This is a genomic window from Bradyrhizobium sp. DOA1, assembly GCF_001593325.1.
Taxonomy (GTDB): domain Bacteria; phylum Pseudomonadota; class Alphaproteobacteria; order Rhizobiales; family Xanthobacteraceae; genus Bradyrhizobium.
On record NZ_JXJM01000001.1, the window covers coordinates 317,496 to 334,334 of the forward strand.

General features: G+C 64.7%; 20 protein-coding genes. 12 read left to right on the forward strand and 8 right to left on the reverse strand.

Features of this window, described 5'->3' with window-relative positions:
• Nucleotides 1–5 precede the first annotated feature (5 nt).
• The 8 genes from SE91_RS01465 to SE91_RS01495 all read left to right on the forward strand — a co-directional run bounded on the left by SE91_RS01465 (nt 6) and on the right by SE91_RS01495 (nt 6,701).
• Nucleotides 6–323 carry a proton-translocating transhydrogenase family protein gene (locus SE91_RS01465; protein ID WP_008546224.1) on the forward strand — a complete coding sequence of 106 codons (318 nt, stop codon included), beginning with the start codon at nt 6–8 and terminating at the stop codon, nt 321–323.
• Between the two features lie 39 nt (nt 324–362).
• Complete coding sequence (locus SE91_RS01470) at nt 363–1,760, forward strand: NAD(P)(+) transhydrogenase (Re/Si-specific) subunit beta (RefSeq protein WP_061846314.1); 1,398 nt, start codon at nt 363–365, stop codon at nt 1,758–1,760.
• An 18-nt stretch (nt 1,761–1,778) separates the two neighbouring features.
• The gene (locus tag SE91_RS35845) at nt 1,779–1,949 is read left to right on the forward strand and encodes a hypothetical protein (RefSeq protein WP_156489403.1); all 171 of its coding nucleotides are present in this window, start codon (nt 1,779–1,781) and stop codon (nt 1,947–1,949) included.
• 22 nt (nt 1,950–1,971) lie between these two features.
• The gene (locus SE91_RS01475; protein ID WP_061846315.1) at nt 1,972–2,769 is read left to right on the forward strand and encodes an alpha/beta hydrolase; all 798 of its coding nucleotides are present in this window, start codon (nt 1,972–1,974) and stop codon (nt 2,767–2,769) included.
• Between the two features lie 97 nt (nt 2,770–2,866).
• Nucleotides 2,867–4,201: a sodium:proton antiporter gene (locus SE91_RS01480; protein WP_082813886.1), complete on the forward strand. Its 1,335-nt coding sequence runs from the start codon at nt 2,867–2,869 to the stop codon at nt 4,199–4,201.
• 49 nt (nt 4,202–4,250) lie between these two features.
• Nucleotides 4,251–5,345 (forward strand): calcium:cation antiporter, encoded by a 1,095-nt coding sequence (locus SE91_RS01485; protein ID WP_061846317.1) that lies wholly within the window; start codon nt 4,251–4,253, stop codon nt 5,343–5,345.
• Nucleotides 5,346–5,366: 21 nt separating this feature from the next.
• Complete coding sequence (locus SE91_RS01490) at nt 5,367–5,651, forward strand: cupin domain-containing protein (protein WP_025034144.1); 285 nt, start codon at nt 5,367–5,369, stop codon at nt 5,649–5,651.
• Between the two features lie 93 nt (nt 5,652–5,744).
• A complete protein-coding gene (locus tag SE91_RS01495) occupies nt 5,745–6,701 on the forward strand; it encodes a hypothetical protein (RefSeq protein WP_061846318.1) in 957 nt (318 codons plus the stop codon).
• Between the two features lie 21 nt (nt 6,702–6,722).
• On the opposite strand, the gene SE91_RS01500 is transcribed toward SE91_RS01495, so the two are convergent.
• Together SE91_RS01500 and rpsU are read right to left on the reverse strand one after the other, a co-directional pair.
• On the reverse strand, nt 6,723–7,385 hold the full coding sequence (locus SE91_RS01500; protein ID WP_061846319.1) for a tetratricopeptide repeat protein: 663 nt from the start codon (nt 7,383–7,385) through the stop codon (nt 6,723–6,725).
• 192 nt (nt 7,386–7,577) lie between these two features.
• Nucleotides 7,578–7,874 carry a 30S ribosomal protein S21 gene (rpsU, locus tag SE91_RS01505; protein ID WP_008546194.1) on the reverse strand — a complete coding sequence of 99 codons (297 nt, stop codon included), beginning with the start codon at nt 7,872–7,874 and terminating at the stop codon, nt 7,578–7,580.
• A gap of 261 nt (nt 7,875–8,135) precedes the next feature.
• Between rpsU and aqpZ the strand changes: the two genes are divergently transcribed.
• Nucleotides 8,136–8,858: an aquaporin Z gene (gene aqpZ / locus SE91_RS01510; RefSeq protein ID WP_061846320.1), complete on the forward strand. Its 723-nt coding sequence runs from the start codon at nt 8,136–8,138 to the stop codon at nt 8,856–8,858.
• A 45-nt stretch (nt 8,859–8,903) separates the two neighbouring features.
• On the opposite strand, the gene SE91_RS01515 is transcribed toward aqpZ, so the two are convergent.
• The gene (locus tag SE91_RS01515) at nt 8,904–10,010 is read right to left on the reverse strand and encodes a 5-(carboxyamino)imidazole ribonucleotide synthase (protein ID WP_061846321.1); all 1,107 of its coding nucleotides are present in this window, start codon (nt 10,008–10,010) and stop codon (nt 8,904–8,906) included.
• On the reverse strand, nt 10,007–10,495 hold the full coding sequence (purE, locus tag SE91_RS01520) for a 5-(carboxyamino)imidazole ribonucleotide mutase (protein ID WP_061846322.1): 489 nt from the start codon (nt 10,493–10,495) through the stop codon (nt 10,007–10,009). Before purE ends, SE91_RS01515 begins: the two co-directional genes overlap by 4 nt.
• 141 nt (nt 10,496–10,636) lie before the next feature.
• On the opposite strand from purE, the gene SE91_RS01525 reads away from it, so the two are divergent.
• Complete coding sequence (locus SE91_RS01525) at nt 10,637–11,347, forward strand: GGDEF domain-containing protein (protein ID WP_061850862.1); 711 nt, start codon at nt 10,637–10,639, stop codon at nt 11,345–11,347.
• Nucleotides 11,348–11,349: 2 nt separating this feature from the next.
• On the opposite strand, the gene SE91_RS01530 is transcribed toward SE91_RS01525, so the two are convergent.
• The 3 genes from SE91_RS01530 to SE91_RS01540 all read right to left on the reverse strand — a co-directional run bounded on the left by SE91_RS01530 (nt 11,350) and on the right by SE91_RS01540 (nt 12,203).
• Nucleotides 11,350–11,601 (reverse strand): hypothetical protein, encoded by a 252-nt coding sequence (locus SE91_RS01530; protein WP_008546181.1) that lies wholly within the window; start codon nt 11,599–11,601, stop codon nt 11,350–11,352.
• 24 nt (nt 11,602–11,625) lie between these two features.
• The gene (locus SE91_RS01535; RefSeq protein ID WP_008546180.1) at nt 11,626–11,832 is read right to left on the reverse strand and encodes a hypothetical protein; all 207 of its coding nucleotides are present in this window, start codon (nt 11,830–11,832) and stop codon (nt 11,626–11,628) included.
• 164 nt (nt 11,833–11,996) lie between these two features.
• Nucleotides 11,997–12,203, reverse strand: a complete 207-nt coding sequence (locus tag SE91_RS01540) for a YdcH family protein (RefSeq protein WP_061846323.1) — start codon at nt 12,201–12,203, stop codon at nt 11,997–11,999.
• Between the two features lie 329 nt (nt 12,204–12,532).
• Here SE91_RS01540 and SE91_RS01545 point away from each other — a divergent pair, with 329 nt between their 5' ends.
• Nucleotides 12,533–12,715 carry a YdcH family protein gene (locus SE91_RS01545; RefSeq protein WP_008546178.1) on the forward strand — a complete coding sequence of 61 codons (183 nt, stop codon included), beginning with the start codon at nt 12,533–12,535 and terminating at the stop codon, nt 12,713–12,715.
• Between the two features lie 111 nt (nt 12,716–12,826).
• On the opposite strand, the gene SE91_RS01550 is transcribed toward SE91_RS01545, so the two are convergent.
• The gene (locus SE91_RS01550; protein ID WP_061846324.1) at nt 12,827–13,930 is read right to left on the reverse strand and encodes an NAD(P)/FAD-dependent oxidoreductase; all 1,104 of its coding nucleotides are present in this window, start codon (nt 13,928–13,930) and stop codon (nt 12,827–12,829) included.
• A gap of 202 nt (nt 13,931–14,132) precedes the next feature.
• On the opposite strand from SE91_RS01550, the gene SE91_RS01555 reads away from it, so the two are divergent.
• On the forward strand, nt 14,133–16,820 hold the full coding sequence (locus tag SE91_RS01555; protein ID WP_061846325.1) for a sensor domain-containing protein: 2,688 nt from the start codon (nt 14,133–14,135) through the stop codon (nt 16,818–16,820).
• The last annotated feature ends 19 nt before the right edge of the window (nt 16,821–16,839 follow it).

Genomic DNA, 16,839 nt, shown 5'->3' on the forward strand with positions numbered 1-16,839 from the left:
TCGTCATGGAGCATGCTGCACAACTCGTCGATCCCTTCATCTTCCGGCTGTCGATCTTCGTCCTCGCCGTGTTCGTCGGCTATTTCGTGGTGTGGTCGGTGACGCCCGCGCTGCACACGCCGCTGATGAGCGTGACCAACGCGATCTCATCGGTGATCGTGGTCGGCGCACTGCTCGCGGTCGGCGTCGGCATGGTTTCGAGCGGCTCGGGCTGGGCGCGCGGCTTCGGCTTCGTCGCGCTCATCTTCGCCTGCGTGAACATTTTTGGCGGCTTCCTTGTCACCCAGCGCATGCTGGCGATGTACAAGAAGAAGTCGAAGTAAGCGGCCACCTCGGGCTGAAGGGATCAATGGGGACCTGAGATGAGCGCCAATCTCTCTGCATTCTTGTATCTCGTGGCGGGGGTGCTGTTCATCCTGTCGCTGCGCGGGCTGTCGAGCCCGGCATCGTCGCGCCAGGGCAATCTGTTCGGCATGATCGGCATGGCGATCGCGGTCGCCACCACGCTCGCGAGCCATCCGCCGGCCGACGGCGTGGCCTGGGTCCTCGTGATCCTCGCGGTCGCGATCGGTGGCGGCATCGGTGCAGTGATCGCCCGTCGCGTGCCGATGACCTCGATGCCGGAACTGGTCGCCGCCTTCCACTCGCTGGTCGGCATGGCCGCGGTGCTGGTCGCGGCCGGCGCGTTCTATGCGCCGGAGGCCTTCGACATCGGCAAGCCCGGCGCCATTCATGCCTCCAGCCTGGTCGAGATGTCGCTCGGCGTCGCCATCGGCGCGCTGACCTTCACCGGCTCGGTGATCGCGTTCCTCAAGCTGTCCGCACGCATGAGCGGCGCGCCGATCATCCTGCCGTTCCGGCACGCCATCAACATCGCGCTGGCCGTGGCGCTGGTGTTCTTCGTCGTCCGTCTCGTCCTCACCGGCGGCGCGTTCGACTTCTGGATGATCACCATCTTGGCACTGGTGCTCGGCGTGCTCATGATCATCCCGATCGGCGGCGCCGACATGCCGGTCGTGATCTCGATGCTGAACTCCTATTCCGGCTGGGCTGCCGCCGGCATCGGCTTCACGCTCGGCAATTCCGCACTGATCATCACCGGCGCGCTGGTCGGCTCGTCGGGCGCGATCCTGTCCTACATCATGTGCCACGCGATGAACCGGTCCTTCATCTCGGTGATCCTCGGCGGCTTCGGCGGGGAGACCGCCGCGGCCGGCGGTGGTACGGGCGAGCAGAAGCCGGCCAAGCTCGGCTCGGCCGACGATGCGGCCTTCATCATGAAGAATGCGCAGAAGGTCATCATCGTGCCCGGCTATGGCATGGCGGTGGCGCAGGCCCAGCACGCGCTGCGTGAAATGGGCGACATTCTGAAGAAGGAAGGCGTCGAGGTGAAATACGCCATTCACCCGGTGGCGGGGCGCATGCCCGGCCACATGAACGTGCTGCTGGCTGAAGCCAACGTGCCCTATGACGAGGTGTTCGAGCTCGAGGACATCAACTCCGAATTCGCGCAAGCCGACATCGCATTCGTGATCGGCGCCAACGACGTCACCAACCCGGCCGCCGAAGAGGACAAGACCTCGCCGATCTACGGCATGCCGGTGCTCCAGGTCTGGAAGGCTGGCACCGTGATGTTCATCAAGCGCTCGCTCGCCTCCGGCTATGCCGGCATCGACAATCCGCTGTTCTACCGCGACAACACCATGATGCTGCTCGGCGACGCCAAGAAGGTCACCGAGAACATCGTCAAGGCGATGTAGCGCGAGGCGCGCGGGACCGTGGCCATCGACAAGGAATGGCACCGGTCCCATCGCATGGCAGTGAAGGCGACGCGCGAGCAGCGCGTCGGCTGGCACGCCGCCCACAAGGCGGCATGCGGCTGCCGCGACGTTCCGGCGAGCCTCCGGCCGGAGGTCATCAAATTGCTGCGGAGCCGTCGCAAGCCGTGAGCTGAAAGGCCGGCCGCGCATCATGACCATCGTCAAGTGGATCGCCATCCTGCTCGTGACCGTCTATTGCGCCGGTCTGCTCGTGCTGTATGTCCGCCAGCGCGAGATGCTGTTTCCGATCCCGCGCGTCGGCCGCACGGCGCCCGATGCCGCGGGCCTGCCCGAGGCGGAAGAGCACATCCTGACGACGTCTGACGGCGAGAAGATCATCGTCTGGCACGTGCCGGCCAAGCCCGGCCGCCCCGTGATCCTGTACTTTCCAGGCAATGGCGATTTCCTTGCCGGCCCCATCAGCCGCTTCAAGGCGATGACGGCCGACGGCACTGGTCTCGTCGCGCTGTCCTATCGCGGTTACGCCGGCTCTAGCGGGGCGCCGAGCGAGCAGGGGCTGCTGCGCGACGCTGCGGCCGCCTATGCTTTCACGACCGCGCGCTATGAGGCGGAACGAATCGTTGCCTGGGGGTTTTCGCTCGGGACGGGCGTCGCGGTTGCCATCGCCTCGGAGCACCGCGTTGGAAAACTCATCCTGGAGGCGCCCTATACATCGACCGCCGACATTGCGGCTGCATCGTTCTGGTACGTTCCAGTCCGCCTGCTGATGCGCGATCCCTTCCATTCCGACGAGCGCATTGCGCGCGTCACTGTGCCGCTCCTCGTGATGCATGGCACCAACGATCCTGTCATTCCGATCGCGTTCGGAGAGCGTCTGTTCGCACTCGCCCGAGAGCCCAAGCGGTTGGTTCGCATAGAGAGCGGCGGACACGAAAATCTCGATCAATTTGGCGCGATCGAAACAGCGAGAGATTTCATTGGCAGCTGACAGCTCGTTTGCACGTTGCGGTTCCGCGCTCGCCGTTGTCTGCCTGACGCTTCTGCCGCAGAATGCGTTTGCGGCAACCGGACTCGACGGCGCGGCGATGCGCTGGCCGTATGCGCTGCCCTTTGCCGGCCTGCTGCTGTCGATCGCGCTGGGCCCGCTGCTGTTTCCAAAGATCTGGCATCATCATTACGGCAAGATCACTGCGGGCTGGTCGCTGCTGGCACTCGCCGCGCTCGTCGTCTTTGCCGGCAGCGCAGCGACACTGGCGGCGCTCGTGCACGCCATGCTCGCCGAATATCTCGGCTTCATCGTGCTGCTGTTCGCGCTCTATGTCGTGGCCGGCGGCGTCCTCATCACTGGCGACATCAAGGCGACACCAGCGACCAATATGGGCATCCTCGCGCTCGGCACGGTAGGAGCGAGCATCGTCGGCACCACCGGTGCGGCGATGATCCTGATCCGCCCCCTGATCCGCGCCAACCGGCCGCGACGTCACAACGCCCATGTCGTCATTTTCTTCATCATCCTGGTCGCCAATGTCGGCGGCGCGCTGAGCCCGCTCGGCGATCCCCCGCTGTTCGTCGGCTTCCTGCACGGCGTCGACTTCTTCTGGACGACGCGGACCATCTGGCTGCAGACCGCGATCGTGGCCGGGCTGCTGCTCGCGATCTTCGCCGTCATCGACGTCTGGCGCTTTCGCAGCGAGCCGCCGCCGGCCGACACAGGCCGCGGAGAGCCGTTGCGCATCCGCGGCCTCGTCAATCTGGTGCTGATCGCAGCCATCGTCGCGAGCCTTCTCGCCTCGGCGATGTGGAAGCCCGACATTGCCTTCGACATTTTCGGCACCAAGCTGGAACTGGAGGACGTTGCGCGCAATCTGGCGCTGCTGGCGATCGCGGCGCTGTCGGTGTGGCTGACGCCGGACGAGCACAGGCAGGCCAACGGCTTCACCTGGGAGCCGATCCGCGAGGTCGCAAAACTGTTCGCGGGCATTTTTGTCGCCATCATCCCGGTCATTGCCATGCTCAATGCCGGCCATCAGGGCGCGTTCGCCTGGCTGCTGTCGGCGGTGACCGCGCCGGACGGTGCGCCGCGCGAGGTCGTCTATTTCTGGTTCACCGGCCTGATGTCCGCGTTCCTCGACAATGCGCCGACATATCTGTTGTTCTTCGAGCTCGCTGGCGGCAATCCGCAGGTGCTGATGCATCAGCTCTCGGGTACGCTCGCCTCGATCTCCATGGGCGCGGTCTACATGGGGGCACTCACCTATATCGGCAATGCACCGAACTTCATGGTGAGCAGCATTGCCCGCGAGAACGGCATCGAGATGCCGAGCTTCTTCGGCTATTTCCTGCGCGCTGGCGCCGTGCTGATCCCGCTTTTCCTGCTGCTGACGCTGCTGCCGATCGCGCCGATCCTGCACTGGCATTGAATCTCGCGCCTGATTTGCTACTGCTGATCCAAGCAAATGGAAGCGGTGGATGAGCGCGCATAATCCGATGCCCCGGACGGCCTGGATCTTTCCGGCGCTGGCCATGCTGTTGTTCGCAGCTGTCAGCGCCACGGATTACGTGTTCACGCTGTCGCTCGGCGGGCTCGTCTTCGCCATCGTCCTTCTCGTCATCCTGTTCGGCACGGTGTTTGCCGCGGTCCATCATGCCGAGGTGATCGCGGAGCGGGTCGGCGAACCGTATGGCACGCTGGTGCTGACGCTGTCGGTGACCATCATCGAGGTGGCGCTGATCACCACGATCATGCTGGGCGACAAGCCCGCCCCGGCACTGGCCCGTGACACCGTGTTCGCCGTCGTCATGATCGTCTGCAACGGCCTCGTCGGGCTCTGCATCTTCATCGGCGGCCTGCGCTATCGCGAGCAGGGTTTCCAGCTCTCCGGCGCCAACGTCTATCTCAGCGTGCTGTTCGCGCTCGCGACCATCACGCTGATCATGCCGAATTACACCACCACCACGCCCGGACCGGTCTATTCGGCGGTCCAGCTCGGCTTCGTCGACGTGGTCACGCTCGCGCTGTACGGGGTGTTCCTCTACACCCAGACCGTCCTGCACAAGGATTATTTCGTCCACGAGCGGGCGGGCGGCAGCGGCGAGGCGCATCTGTCGGGCAGGACGTTGGTGCTCAGCGTCGTGCTGCTGCTGATCGCGCTGCTGGCGGTCGTGCTGCTCTCCAAGAAGTTCTCGCTGGTGGTCGACGCCGTTGCGGTCAAGATCGGTGTGCCGCCGGCCTTCACCGGACTCTTGGTCGCGCTCCTGATCCTGATGCCGGAAGGCGTCGCGGCCGTGTCGGCGGCCCGCAAGAACGACCTCCAGAAGAGCATCAACCTCGCGCTCGGCTCGTCGCTGGCGACCATCGGGCTCACTATCCCGGCCGTCGGCGTTGCCACCTACGCGCTCGACAAGGAGCTCGAACTCGGCCTCAGCGCCCAAGGCAGCGTGCTCATGCTCCTGACCTTCTTCCTGAGCATGCTGACCTTCGGCACGGGCAGGACCAACGTCCTGTTCGGACTGGTCCATATGGTGGTATTTGCGGTCTACGTGTTCATGGTTTTCGTGCCCTGAAGCGCGATAGGGGGAGTTCCAATGCTTGCCGCCAAGTCCGAGGTTCAGGTCGACAACGAAGAGGTCCGGGTCACCGAATGGCGGCTTGCGCCGGGCAGCGCGACCGGACATCACACCCACGGCATGGACTATGTGATTGTTCCCGTCGTGGCGGGGGAAATGACCATCGTGGCGCCGAATGGCGAGCGGTCCAAGGCGCAGCTTGCGGCGGGGAAATCCTATTTCCGCAAGGCGGGTGTCCAGCATGACGTACTTAACGAAACCTCAACCGAGATCGTGTTCCTTGAAATCGAGCTGAAACCGTAAGTTGGCCCGACTGTTTGCCATCGATCCGTCGCAGTTGATCCCTCACAATGCCCTAAAGTTCCCGCATCAGATCGCGCGGGGAGTGGCCGAGAAATGCTGAAATACCTCGCTAAAATCTCGATGGATATTTTCCCCTCGGTGCTCGCGACGATCATCGGGGCTTACATCGTTAACCACTACATCAATGCCAAGCCCGCCCCCGATTCTCCGTCAGCCGTGACGGCGCCGGCCCAGGCTGGCAGCGAGGGCAAACCGACCGACACCGCCAACCTTCCCGCGCCCGGCGTCAAGGCCAAGGGCGTCTCCGAGAAGAGCGTTACGGACAAGGCGGCGGCCGAGAAGCCTGCCGATCATCAGCCCGCTGCCGAGACCAAGGCCGCGGATGTGGCTCCCGCCGAGACCGGTCCGCGCGGCCGTACGCCGTCGCGTGAGAAAGCCGCTGCCAAGTCCAATCCGGCTCCGGCCGCTCCGGCCGTCGTGGAGGCCAATTCGGCGCCGGCTGCGTCCCCGGCCCCTGATGCCAACGATCTCGCGCGCGCCGCCATCGAGCGGTTGCGCAAGTCGCCCGAGGGCAGGGCCGCCGAGGGCAGATCCTCTGAACCCAAGTCCTCTGAACCCAAGTCCTCTGAACCCAAGTCCTCTGAAACCAAATCTGCCGAAACCAAGCCGGCCGAGAGGCCGGCGGAGCCGGCCGTACGGGAAGCTGCCCGTACGCCGGAGGCCCCGCGTGTCATCTCGGCGGAGCCGTCCATGGTCCGCCCGCTGCCGCCGCCGATCACGGTGTCGACGCCCTCATCCGAAGCCTATGGCAATGGCGGTGCGTCACAGGGCAGCCCGCCCTACACGGCTTCGATTGGCAAGGACGATCCAACCCGGGTGACCCCGCCGGCCGATATTCCCGTGCCGGTGATCGCGCCGCCGCTCGACCTTCGTGCCGATGCCGGTGGCGCTCTGCCGCGGCCGAAAAAGACGAATGTCGCCGACGAGATGCTGTCGGGCATGAAGTCGATGTTCCAAGCAGTGCTGCCGAAGGGCGCCACCCCCGATTAAAGCGGCGGCGGAGCCGCGTTATCAGCCGCCGACGCGGGCAAGGCCGCTGCGGGCGGCGTCATCGCGTGGGCGAAGCGCGACAGCCTTGGTGTAGGACGCCGCTGCCTTGGCCCTGTCGCCCAGCCGCTCATAAGCCTGTCCTCGCGTGGTCCAGACTTGCGCGTTGTGTGGATCGGCCTCGGACGCCTCGTCCAGATCGGCTGCGGCCTCCTTGGCCTTACCGAGTGCGAGATAGCTGGTGGCGCGGCCGAGCAGCGGCTCGACCTTCTGCGGGTTGAGCCCGCTCGCAGCACTGAAATCTGCGATCGCGAAATCGTGCTGGTTCTTGCCCTGATAGATCAAGGCACGGCCATAGAGCGCCTGCGCATTGTAGGGATCGAGGCCGATTGCGCGATTGAACTCGTCGAGCGCAGCTGCAATCTCGCCCGATTTCGCCAGGGACTGGGCCTTCGCCGTATGGGCCTGGGCTTCGCTGACATTGCCTGGGCTGACCGCGCTTTCGGTGGTCGTGGCTGCCGTCGCGGCTGCCTTGGGCGCCTCCTGAGACTTCTCCTTCTCCGGCATCAGCGAGCCCAGGTCGAAGGAGCAGCCGCACAGCGCGATTCCCACCACTACCAGCGCGAACGGCCGCTGCCAGATCTGGCATCGCCGCGGCATGCCGCGCTCGGGGAAGGGGGAGGCCATTTACGCTTCGCTCGTGCCAGAGCATCCGGAAAGTGACAGCGGGAGGAGAGCGCAATGATAATTCGAGCAACCTCATCACGCTTTGGTGCCGCATCGGCAGCGCCCCGTCCCAGAAGGGCACCGCTCACAAAACAATAACGCGGGCCAGGGGCCCGCGTCATCGAAAACTGAAGTCTTGCTAAATGCGGTCGATCAGCGCGGTCCGCGCGGACCGGCTCCCGGGCCGCCGCGACCACCGCGGTCACCGCCGGGGCCGGCGCCGAACACCGGCTTCGGCTTCATCGGCAGCAGACCTTCGCGCTGAAGCTTCTTACGGGCCAGCTTGCGCGCGCGGCGCACGGCTTCGGCCTTTTCACGGGCCTTCTTCTCGGAGGGCTTCTCGTAATGACCGCGGAGCTTCATCTCGCGGAAAATTCCCTCGCGCTGCATCTTCTTCTTCAGCGCCTTGAGGGCTTGATCGACATTGTTATCGCGAACGAGAACCTGCACGCGGCATCCTCTTCAGGTGGATCGGATTTGAATTCTGGTAAGTCAAAGGGGAAGGCGAAACGCGCAAGCCCTTAACCTTGAGCGCGCGGATGTATCAGACAAAACCCTGGATGTCCACCGGCCAAGCGGGGATTTGGACCAAGTTCGGCCATTAAATGCGGCGAAAATACCTCCGTACGGTCGCGATTTGGGTGATTTGGCGCCAGAACGTGGGCCGTTTTCCGGAAGTTGATCCGGAACTGAAATCAGGGGAGACGCCACATGGACGTGAAAAAATATGCAGCTGAGGCCATCGGCACCTTTTGGCTCACATTCGCAGGTTGCGGCAGCGCGGTGATCGCGGCCGGCTTCCCCCAGGTCGGCATTGGCCTGGTTGGTGTATCCCTCGCGTTCGGCCTGAGCGTTGTCACCATGGCCTACGCGATCGGGCACGTCTCGGGGTGCCATCTCAATCCGGCCGTCACCGTCGGCCTCGCCGCCGGCGGCCGTTTTCCGGCTGGCCAGATCCTGCCCTATGTGGTCGCCCAGGTGGCGGGCGCGATCGTGGCCGCATGGCTGCTCTATGTCATCGCGAGCGGTGCGCCCGGCTTCGATGTCACCAAGGGCTTCGCGTCCAACGGCTATGGCGCGCATTCGCCCGGCCAATACAGCATGATCGTGTGCTTCCTGACCGAGGTGGTGATGACCATGATGTTCCTGTTCATCATCATGGGCGCCACCCATGGCCGTGCGCCCGCGGGCTTCGCGCCGCTCGCGATCGGCCTCGCGCTGGTCATGATCCATCTCGTCAGTATCCCCGTCACCAACACCTCGGTGAATCCGGCGCGCAGCACCGGCCCGGCGCTGTTCGTCGGCGGCTGGGCGATGGCGCAGCTCTGGATGTTCTGGGTCGCGCCGCTGATCGGCGGCGCGCTCGGCGGGGTGATCTATCGCTGGCTCAGCGAGGAGCCCGCAGGCATCGTCGCGGGCGTAAAGACGGCGTAGAGCGTTTTCGCGCAAAGCGGGATCGCAGCGCTTGCTGCGGTCCCCTCACTTGCCCTTGGTCGGCCGGACTTCGGTGACGTGGCCCATCTTGCGGCCGGGGCGCGGGGTGCCCTTGCCGTAGATGTGCACGGTCGCGCCCGGCACGCTCAGCCATTTCTCGTAATCGTTGATCTCATCGCCGATCAGATTGGTCATGGTGACGATCTCACCGTGCCGCACCGGCTTGCCAAGCGGCCAGCCGGCGATGGCGCGGATGTGCTGCTCGAATTGCGAGACGGAGGCGCCGTCCAGCGTCCAGTGGCCGGAATTGTGCACGCGGGGGGCGATCTCGTTGACCAGCACCTTGGGCCCGGCGCCATTGGCGAGCACGAACATCTCGACGGCGAGCACGCCGACATAGTCGAGCGCGCTTGCGATCTTGCCGGCGATGCTGCGCGCGTCCTCGGCGAGCGAATCAGGAATCTGCGCGGGTGCGCGCGAGATCTTCAGGATGTGGTCGCGGTGCTCGTTCTCGGTGACGTCGAAACACTCGACCTGGCCCGTGGCGGAGCGCGCCGCGATCACGGAGATCTCGCGCTCGTACGGCACGAAGGCTTCCAGGATCGCCGATTTGGTGGCGAGGCTGGTCCACACCTTCGCGATGTCGTCGCCCTCGCGAATGATGGCCTGGCCCTTGCCGTCATAACCGAAGCGGCGGGTCTTCAGCACGGCCGGAAGGCCTATCCTGACGATCGCCTCGCGCAACGACGCGACCGATGTCACATCGGCATAGGCTGCGGTGCCGATGCCGAGCTTCGTCACGAAATCCTTCTCCGCCAGCCGGTCCTGCGTGGTCTCGAGGATCTTGCGGTTGGGCAGCACGGGGCGGCGGGCATCCAGCACCATCGCGGCCGCCGACGGCACGTTCTCGAACTCGTAGGTGATGACGTCGACGTCATTGGCGAACAGCTCGAGCGCTTCGACATCGGCATATTCGGCGCAGGTCGCATTCAGGACCACGTCGAAGGCCGGCGAATCCGGATCGGGCGAGAACACCTGACAACGCAGCCCGAGCCGCGCCGCAGCCATCGCCAGCATCCGGCCGAGCTGTCCGCCGCCGAGGATTCCGATGGTGTCACCGGGCTTCAGCGTAACCTGCCTAGCCTCGGTCACGCCTTGTCCTCCGGGTGCTCGGCCACCGCATCGGTCTGCGCCTTGCGCCAGGCGGCAAGGCGATTCGCCAGGGACGGGTCGGACAGCGCCAGCACGGAGGCGGCCAGCAGCGCCGCGTTGATCGCGCCGGCCTTGCCGATGGCGAGGGTGCCGACGGGGATGCCTGCGGGCATCTGCACGATCGAATACAGCGAATCGAGGCCCTTGAGCGTCTTGGATTCGACGGGCACGCCGAACACCGGCAGTTCCGTCAGCGCGGCCGCCATGCCGGGCAGATGCGCGGCGCCGCCGGCGCCGGCGATGATGACCTTGTATCCGGCAGCCTTGGCGCCCTTGGCGAAAGCGAACAGGCGGTCGGGGGTGCGGTGTGCCGAAACGATGCGGGTATCGGCGGAGACGCCGAGCGCGGCGAGCGTATCGGCGGCATGCCGCATCGTGTCCCAGTCCGACTGGCTTCCCATGATGATGGCGATCGGCGCGGTCATGACGTCAATTGTGCTCGGAAAACAGAAAGATAGGCCAGATTAATGGTTCCGGCCGGCGGCTCGCAAGGCGGTGGCAAGGAGAAGGGAATGCACTATCCTGTCTTGGTGAATCCCCGCAAGCCTTCATTGAGCAGGATGCCCATGAAGAAGCCAAAAAGGGCGCGTGCTGCGAAGGCCAAAATGGGCCGGAAGACCAGCGCCACCCGCTCCAAAGCTGCTGCCAAGCGCTCCGCCGGGCCGCGGCAGCGGCGAACGCCGCCCGATGCGGCCACGGATACAACCAAGGCGATCATCCGCGGCTTGCGGAGCAAGCTCAAGGCGGCCGAGCGCCGGGTCGCGGAGCTCGAGGCGGCCGCCGACACCGATTTCCTCCTGGAGATTCCGAACCGGCGCGGGTTCGAGCGCGCGCTCCAACGTGCCGTTGCCTATATGAAGCGCTACCGCGCCAGCGGGGCGCTGATCGTGCTCGACGTCGATCGGCTGAAGCCGATCAACGATTCCTTTGGACACGCTGCCGGCGACGAGGTGCTCAAGGCGATTGCCGCGACGCTGACGCGTCAGGTCCGCGCCTCGGACGTGGTGGGCCGTCTCGGAGGCGACGAGTTCGCGCTGCTGCTGTGGAATCTCAGCGAGACCGACGCCATGGCGAAGGCCGCCATCTTCGAGCAGACGGTCGACGAGCTGTCATTCACCTTTCGGGGCCAGCAGGTGACTGCTGGCGCTTCCGCCGGCGTGGCGCTGCTGGGAGCGCAGTCCGACGCCGGCCGTGCCCTGGAGGAGGCCGATGCCGCCATGTATGTGCGCAAGGCGCACCGGCGGCACGAGCCGCGGATCAGGCTGGTGAGCAGCTGACGTTACAGCGTGGCCAGATCTTCCGGCACGTTGCCGAATTTGCGCAGCAGCGTGGCGTCGCCGAACTCGCCGGTCATCGGGTCGCCGCTGCGGCTGAATGCAACCGCACCGATGTTGCCTGCACCACGCGACAAGGCCTCGGCGCGCCGCAACGCTGCCGAGGAGCTCTGGCATTCCTCGGCGGCGCCGGCGACCGGCGAGCCATCGGCATCGATCAGGAAGGGCATTGCAACGTAATAGGTTACATCTGACATGGCGTTGCGCTCCAATGGTGAAGCTCAGGCGGCGCTGCTCTTGCTCCGCGAGGTCTCGGGAATGCAGCCGGCGGCAATCGCCGCCTGCAATTCTTCCAGCTCCGTCTCGAGATATTCGTTGGCCATGATCAGCGCCTTGATGGTGCTGCGCAGATTGCCGTCGCACATCGCGATCGCCTGATCGCAGGCTTGTTCATAATGGCTGTTGTCGAGAAGGGCGGTTGCCGGCATCTGCGTGGTCCTTCTGCCTTGTCTGGCGTGTTCTTTGGCGTGGTCCCTTGGCCTCGTACGCCGGCGTTTTCCGCGGCGCTGCGGTGTCGAATGTTCCTATTTTGTTCTTTTCGAGTCAAGCGGATTCAGATGCGGCGAGCGGCCGCGAGATCGGCTCAACACGCTCAGGCAATGATGTCGGGTGTGATCTGGTCTTCGATGAACGCGATGCGATCGCGCAGCAACAGCTTGCGTTTCTTCAACCGCTGTAGCCGCAACAGGTCGGGGGCGGGCGATTGATGCAATGCATCGATCGCCGCATCGAGATCTCGGTGTTCCTGCTGCAACCGGGTGAGCTCGGCTGCGAGCTCACGCTCGTCTTCATTGGTCATGTCTGCGGTGGCCGAAAACCGATAGGCGTGAGATCTGGGCTGTGGACGCCCTGTGGAAATTATCGTCCTTGCGCGGCGTGATCGCAAGCGATCTCGGGCCGCCGCTCGACGATCTCCCGCAACATATTTCTGCGGATCGCCGAGGGGCTGCGCAAGCGCATTGATATCATGGATTTTTCCCGCGCGGTTCCCGTACTCACGCTTCGTTACATATGAATTTTCAAAAATGACGGAGCGACGACGGATATCCGTCGACAGAACGAATCGGTGATGTAGACTTGCTCGTCCGGATCGAATCCTGAGGTTCAACCCTACCGAGGAGGTTTCGAATGACAATTCAGGCACATCTTGTTGAATTGGAGCGGAAGCACAAACTTCTCGAAAACGAATTGCACGAAGCTCTCGTGCACCTTTCAACAGACGACCTGCAAATTGTTGAGTTGAAGCGCCGGAAGTTGATGGTCAAGGACCAGATCGAGCGTCTGAAGCAATCTGGCGACACGCTCCACTAGTACCCCCGTAACAATGTAGAGTTGATCTAACCCTTCACGCAGGGATGACGCCTTTGCGCTCATCCCTGCTGCGAGGGACGCACGCGCCGTGCAAAGTTGTTTGCACGACGCTTAGATGTCTGCGAGCTCGGCAACGTGATCCGCGATCGCGAGCGACGACGTCAGCCCCGGCGATTCGATGCCGAACAGGTTGATCAGACCTGTGACGCCGTGATCGCGCGGGCCCTGCATCAGAAAATCCTGCGTGGCCACCGCCGGGGGCACGATCTTCGGACGGATGCCCGAATAGCTCGGCATCAACGCGCCGTCGGGCAGCGTCGGCCAATATTTGCGGATCGCAGGGTAGAAGCGCTCGGCACGTGACGGGTCGACCTCGTAGTTGATCGTCTCGATCCACTCGACGTCGGGGCCGAAACGGGCCTGCCCCGCCATGTCCAGCGTCAGGTGCACACCCAGCCCGCCGGGCTCGGGCACCGGGTAGATCAGGCGCGAGAACGGCGCCTTGGCATTGCAACTGAAATAGTTTCCCTTGGCGAGATAGGCCGGCGGAATGCGGTCCAGCGGCATGCCCTCGATGTTGCGCGCCACCATCGTCGCCGACAGCCCTGCGGCGTTGACGAGGAGGCTGCATTGCAGGGTCATCGGCGCTTCGCCGCCGGCTTCGATCTCGATCACGCCTGCGGCTGCCTTGGCGCGGACCAGGGGCGTGTGGAACGCGAAGGCCGCGCCCGCCGCCTCGGCCTCGCCGCGCAGCGAGAGCATGTAGGCGTGGCTGTCGATGATGCCGGTCGAGGGCGACAGCAGTGCGGCGTCGCAGGCGAGCGCCGGCTCCAGCTCGCGTGCGGCCTCGCCCGAAAGCAGCTCCATGTCGAGCACGCCGTTGGCTTCGGCGTGCGCCTTGATCGATTGCAGCTTTTCCGTCTCCTTCGCACTGGTCGCGACGATCAGCTTGCCGCAATTTTTGTGCGGGATGCCGCGCTCGGCGCAGTAGCGGTAGAGCGCGTGCTTGCCCTCGACGCACATGCGCGCCATCCAGCTCCCGGCGCGGTAGTAGATACCGGCATGGATCACCTCGCTGTTGCGTGATGACGTGATGGTGCCGATGGCCTCGGCTTCCTCGAGCACGATGACCTCGCGCCCGGCCTGCGCGAGCCTTCGAGCCACCGCGAGCCCGACCACGCCGGCTCCGATGACGACGCAGTCGACCCTATCCATGATTGTGCAGGCGGTCCGCTGGAGGAGCCGGTGGCAGGAGGGCTGCAGAGGCGGGCGTGCGGCCGTTTTCCGTTAAGGAGGCGTTTATCATGTCAGGGCAATTGCCGTGTTTCGCGTCACATTTTTCTGTTGCACGTACAGGCGTTTACCCGATCCAAACCCGTGAAGCCAGACAATCCGACGTTGAAATCGCGGGTGGCTGATGGCTGAGAAGAACTGGCACGTGGGCAGCACGCTTCCGATTGCTGTGCAGGCCGTCGTGTGCCTGGCCGGCGCGGTCGCGCCTGCGCGCGCCTTTGCGCTGTCGGACGCCTTCGCCGCTCCGGCTGATCTCGCCAGGCTCAATCCCAGCGTAATCTGGGAAGCCTTGATTGCGGGCATCGTTCTCTGCTCGTTCCTCGCCGCGATCGTACTGTGGATCCATTCCTCGCTGCGCCGGACCCGGCGCTTGCAGTTGCGGCGCAATGCCTTCGTCTCCTCCGCCATGAACAATCTCAACCAGGGCGTGGTGATGACGGATGCGCAACGGCGCGTCATCTTCTGCAACGACCGCTACCTCGAGATCTATGGCCTGACGCGGTCGGAGATCCGGCCCAACATGACCGGCCACGACCTTCTCGAGCTGCGGCGCCGGCGGGGGGTGCTGGATGCCGCTACCGACGAGGAGTTCTACCAGAAGGCGTCAAGCACCAACGGCTTGATCACCGAAATGCCGGACGGACGGGCCATCCTGGTGAAGTTCTTCGTGCTCCCGAACGGCGGCTCGGTGGCGACGCATCTCGACGTCAGCGAAGAGCGCAGGCTGTCGCAACAGCTCGCCTCCACCAAGCAGTTCCTGGAGACGGTGCTGGACAACGTGCCGGCCTGTGTCGCCGCCAAGAACATCGAGGACGGCCGCTATATCTTCGCGAATACGGCCTATGAGCGGTTCTGGGGCTTCTCGCGGGATCATGTCGTCGGCAAGAATGCGCGCGAGCTGTTCGCGCCGGGCTCGGCGGCTACCATCGAGGCGACTGACCGCGCGGCGCTCGATTCGCCGGACGGCCAGTTCCGCAATGAATTCGAGGTCGAGCGTGGCGGAGAGCGGCGCATGGTCGCCTCGATCCGGATCGCGGTCCGCAATGACGGCAACAAGCCCGGATTCCTGCTGCTGGTGTTCGAGGACATCACGGACCGCCGCTCGCTGTCGCAGGAGCTGGAGAGCACCAAGAGGTTCCTCGAGCTCGTGGTCGACAACATCCCGGTGGCGCTGATCGTGGAGCAGGTCAAGGACGGCCGCTATCTGCTCGCCAACCGCAGCGCGGAGTCGATCCTCAACCGCAGGCGCGAGGAAACCACGGGCCTGACCGCCGCCGATATCTTCAATCCCAAGGAAGCCAAGCTGATCATCGCGCGCGACGAGGCCGCGATCAAGAAGCGCGGGATGATCACCGAGGAGCATCCGATTTCCACCAAGGACGGCCTGCGCCTGTTCCTGACCCGCCGCGCCACTGTGCTGAACGATGCCGGCGAGCCGCAATATCTGATCAAGACCCACGAGGACGTCACCGATCGCCGGCAGACCGAGTCGCGCATGGCGCACATGGCCTATCACGACGGCCTCACCGACCTGCCGAACCGCGCCGCCTTCCTGCAGGCCCTGACTCAGATGATCGAGGCCTGCGAAGGCACCGGCGAGGAGTTCGCCGTCCTCTGCGTCGATCTCGACGGCCTCAAGGAGGTTAACGACGTTTTCGGTCATGCGCTCGGCGACAAGCTCCTGATCGAGGTGGCCCGGCGGCTCCAGGATTCCGCGCGCGGCGGCGTCGTGGCGCGCCTATCGGGCGACGAGTTCGGCCTGATCATCGACGGCAAGCAGCCGCAGGCGGGCCTGGCGCTGGCGCAGCAGATCGGCGAAGCCGTCGCTCGCGAGTTTCAGATCGACGGCCGGCCGGTCCGCGCCGGTATCACCACCGGCATGTCGATCTTCCCGCACAACGGCGCTGATGGCGCCTCGCTGCTCGCCAATGCCGGTGCGGCCCTGTTCCGCGCCAAGCAGAAGTCACGCGGCACGATCAGCCTCTATCAGCCGGAGATGGACCAGCAGATCCGCGATCGCCGCGTGCTGCATCAGGACCTCTCGATGGCGATCAAGAACGGCGAGCTCTCGCTCGCCTTCCAGCCGCAGGGTGTCGCCGGCAACAGCGTCGCCGAGAGCGAGATCATCGGCTTCGAGGCATTGGCGCGCTGGCAGCATCCGGTGCGCGGCCAGGTCTCGCCGGCCGAGTTCATTCCGATCGCGGAGGAAAGCGGCCTGATCGTCGAGATGGGCGAGTGGATCCTGCGCGAGGCCTGCCGCGAGGCGGCGTCCTGGCCGAAGCCGCTCCAGGTCGCGGTCAACCTGTCGCCGGCGCAGTTCATGCACGGCGACGTGGTCGGGCTGGTCCATTCGATCCTGCTCGAGACCGGCCTTGCGCCGGGCCGGCTCGAGTTGGAGATCACCGAAGGCGTCTTGATCGAGGATTTCGCCCGCGGCCTTGCGCTGCTGCGCCGGCTGAAGGCCCTCGGGGTGCGCATCTCCATGGACGATTTCGGCAGCGGCTATTCCTCGCTGAGCTATCTCCAGGCGTTTCCGTTCGATAAGATCAAGATCGACCGCGCCTTCATCATCAATCTCGGCCGCAATCCGCAATCGGCGGCGATCGTGCGTGCGGTGATCGATCTCGGTCACGGCCTCGAAATGTCGATCATCGCGGAAGGCGTCGAGACCCTCGATCAGCTCGCCTTCCTGGCCAAGGAAGGCTGCGACGGCGTGCAGGGCTACCTGCTCGGCAAGCCTTTGCCGATCGGAAAATATTCCGGCCTCGTCGGCCGCACCGAAGTCATGGAGCTTGCGCTCAAGACCGGCTAGTGAAGACGGGGCGCTTCGC

What these genes read in the sequence shown, in the direction of transcription:
- SE91_RS01465 (WP_008546224.1), top strand. Translation starts at nt 6, where the DNA reads ATGGAGCATGCTGCACAACTCGTCGATCCCTTCATCTTCCGGCTGTCG.
- SE91_RS01470 (WP_061846314.1), top strand. Translation starts at nt 363, where the DNA reads ATGAGCGCCAATCTCTCTGCATTCTTGTATCTCGTGGCGGGGGTGCTG.
- SE91_RS01475 (WP_061846315.1), top strand. Translation starts at nt 1,972, where the DNA reads ATGACCATCGTCAAGTGGATCGCCATCCTGCTCGTGACCGTCTATTGC.
- SE91_RS01480 (WP_082813886.1), top strand. Translation starts at nt 2,867, where the DNA reads ATGCGCTGGCCGTATGCGCTGCCCTTTGCCGGCCTGCTGCTGTCGATC.
- SE91_RS01485 (WP_061846317.1), top strand. Translation starts at nt 4,251, where the DNA reads ATGAGCGCGCATAATCCGATGCCCCGGACGGCCTGGATCTTTCCGGCG.
- SE91_RS01490 (WP_025034144.1), top strand. Translation starts at nt 5,367, where the DNA reads ATGCTTGCCGCCAAGTCCGAGGTTCAGGTCGACAACGAAGAGGTCCGG.
- SE91_RS01495 (WP_061846318.1), top strand. Translation starts at nt 5,745, where the DNA reads ATGCTGAAATACCTCGCTAAAATCTCGATGGATATTTTCCCCTCGGTG.
- SE91_RS01500 (WP_061846319.1), bottom strand. Translation starts at nt 7,385, where the DNA reads ATGGCCTCCCCCTTCCCCGAGCGCGGCATGCCGCGGCGATGCCAGATC.
- aqpZ (WP_061846320.1), top strand. Translation starts at nt 8,136, where the DNA reads ATGGACGTGAAAAAATATGCAGCTGAGGCCATCGGCACCTTTTGGCTC.
- purE (WP_061846322.1), bottom strand. Translation starts at nt 10,495, where the DNA reads ATGACCGCGCCGATCGCCATCATCATGGGAAGCCAGTCGGACTGGGAC.
- SE91_RS01525 (WP_061850862.1), top strand. Translation starts at nt 10,637, where the DNA reads ATGAAGAAGCCAAAAAGGGCGCGTGCTGCGAAGGCCAAAATGGGCCGG.
- SE91_RS01530 (WP_008546181.1), bottom strand. Translation starts at nt 11,601, where the DNA reads ATGTCAGATGTAACCTATTACGTTGCAATGCCCTTCCTGATCGATGCC.
- SE91_RS01535 (WP_008546180.1), bottom strand. Translation starts at nt 11,832, where the DNA reads ATGCCGGCAACCGCCCTTCTCGACAACAGCCATTATGAACAAGCCTGC.
- SE91_RS01540 (WP_061846323.1), bottom strand. Translation starts at nt 12,203, where the DNA reads ATGACCAATGAAGACGAGCGTGAGCTCGCAGCCGAGCTCACCCGGTTG.
- SE91_RS01545 (WP_008546178.1), top strand. Translation starts at nt 12,533, where the DNA reads ATGACAATTCAGGCACATCTTGTTGAATTGGAGCGGAAGCACAAACTT.
- SE91_RS01550 (WP_061846324.1), bottom strand. Translation starts at nt 13,930, where the DNA reads ATGGATAGGGTCGACTGCGTCGTCATCGGAGCCGGCGTGGTCGGGCTC.
- SE91_RS01555 (WP_061846325.1), top strand. Translation starts at nt 14,133, where the DNA reads ATGGCTGAGAAGAACTGGCACGTGGGCAGCACGCTTCCGATTGCTGTG.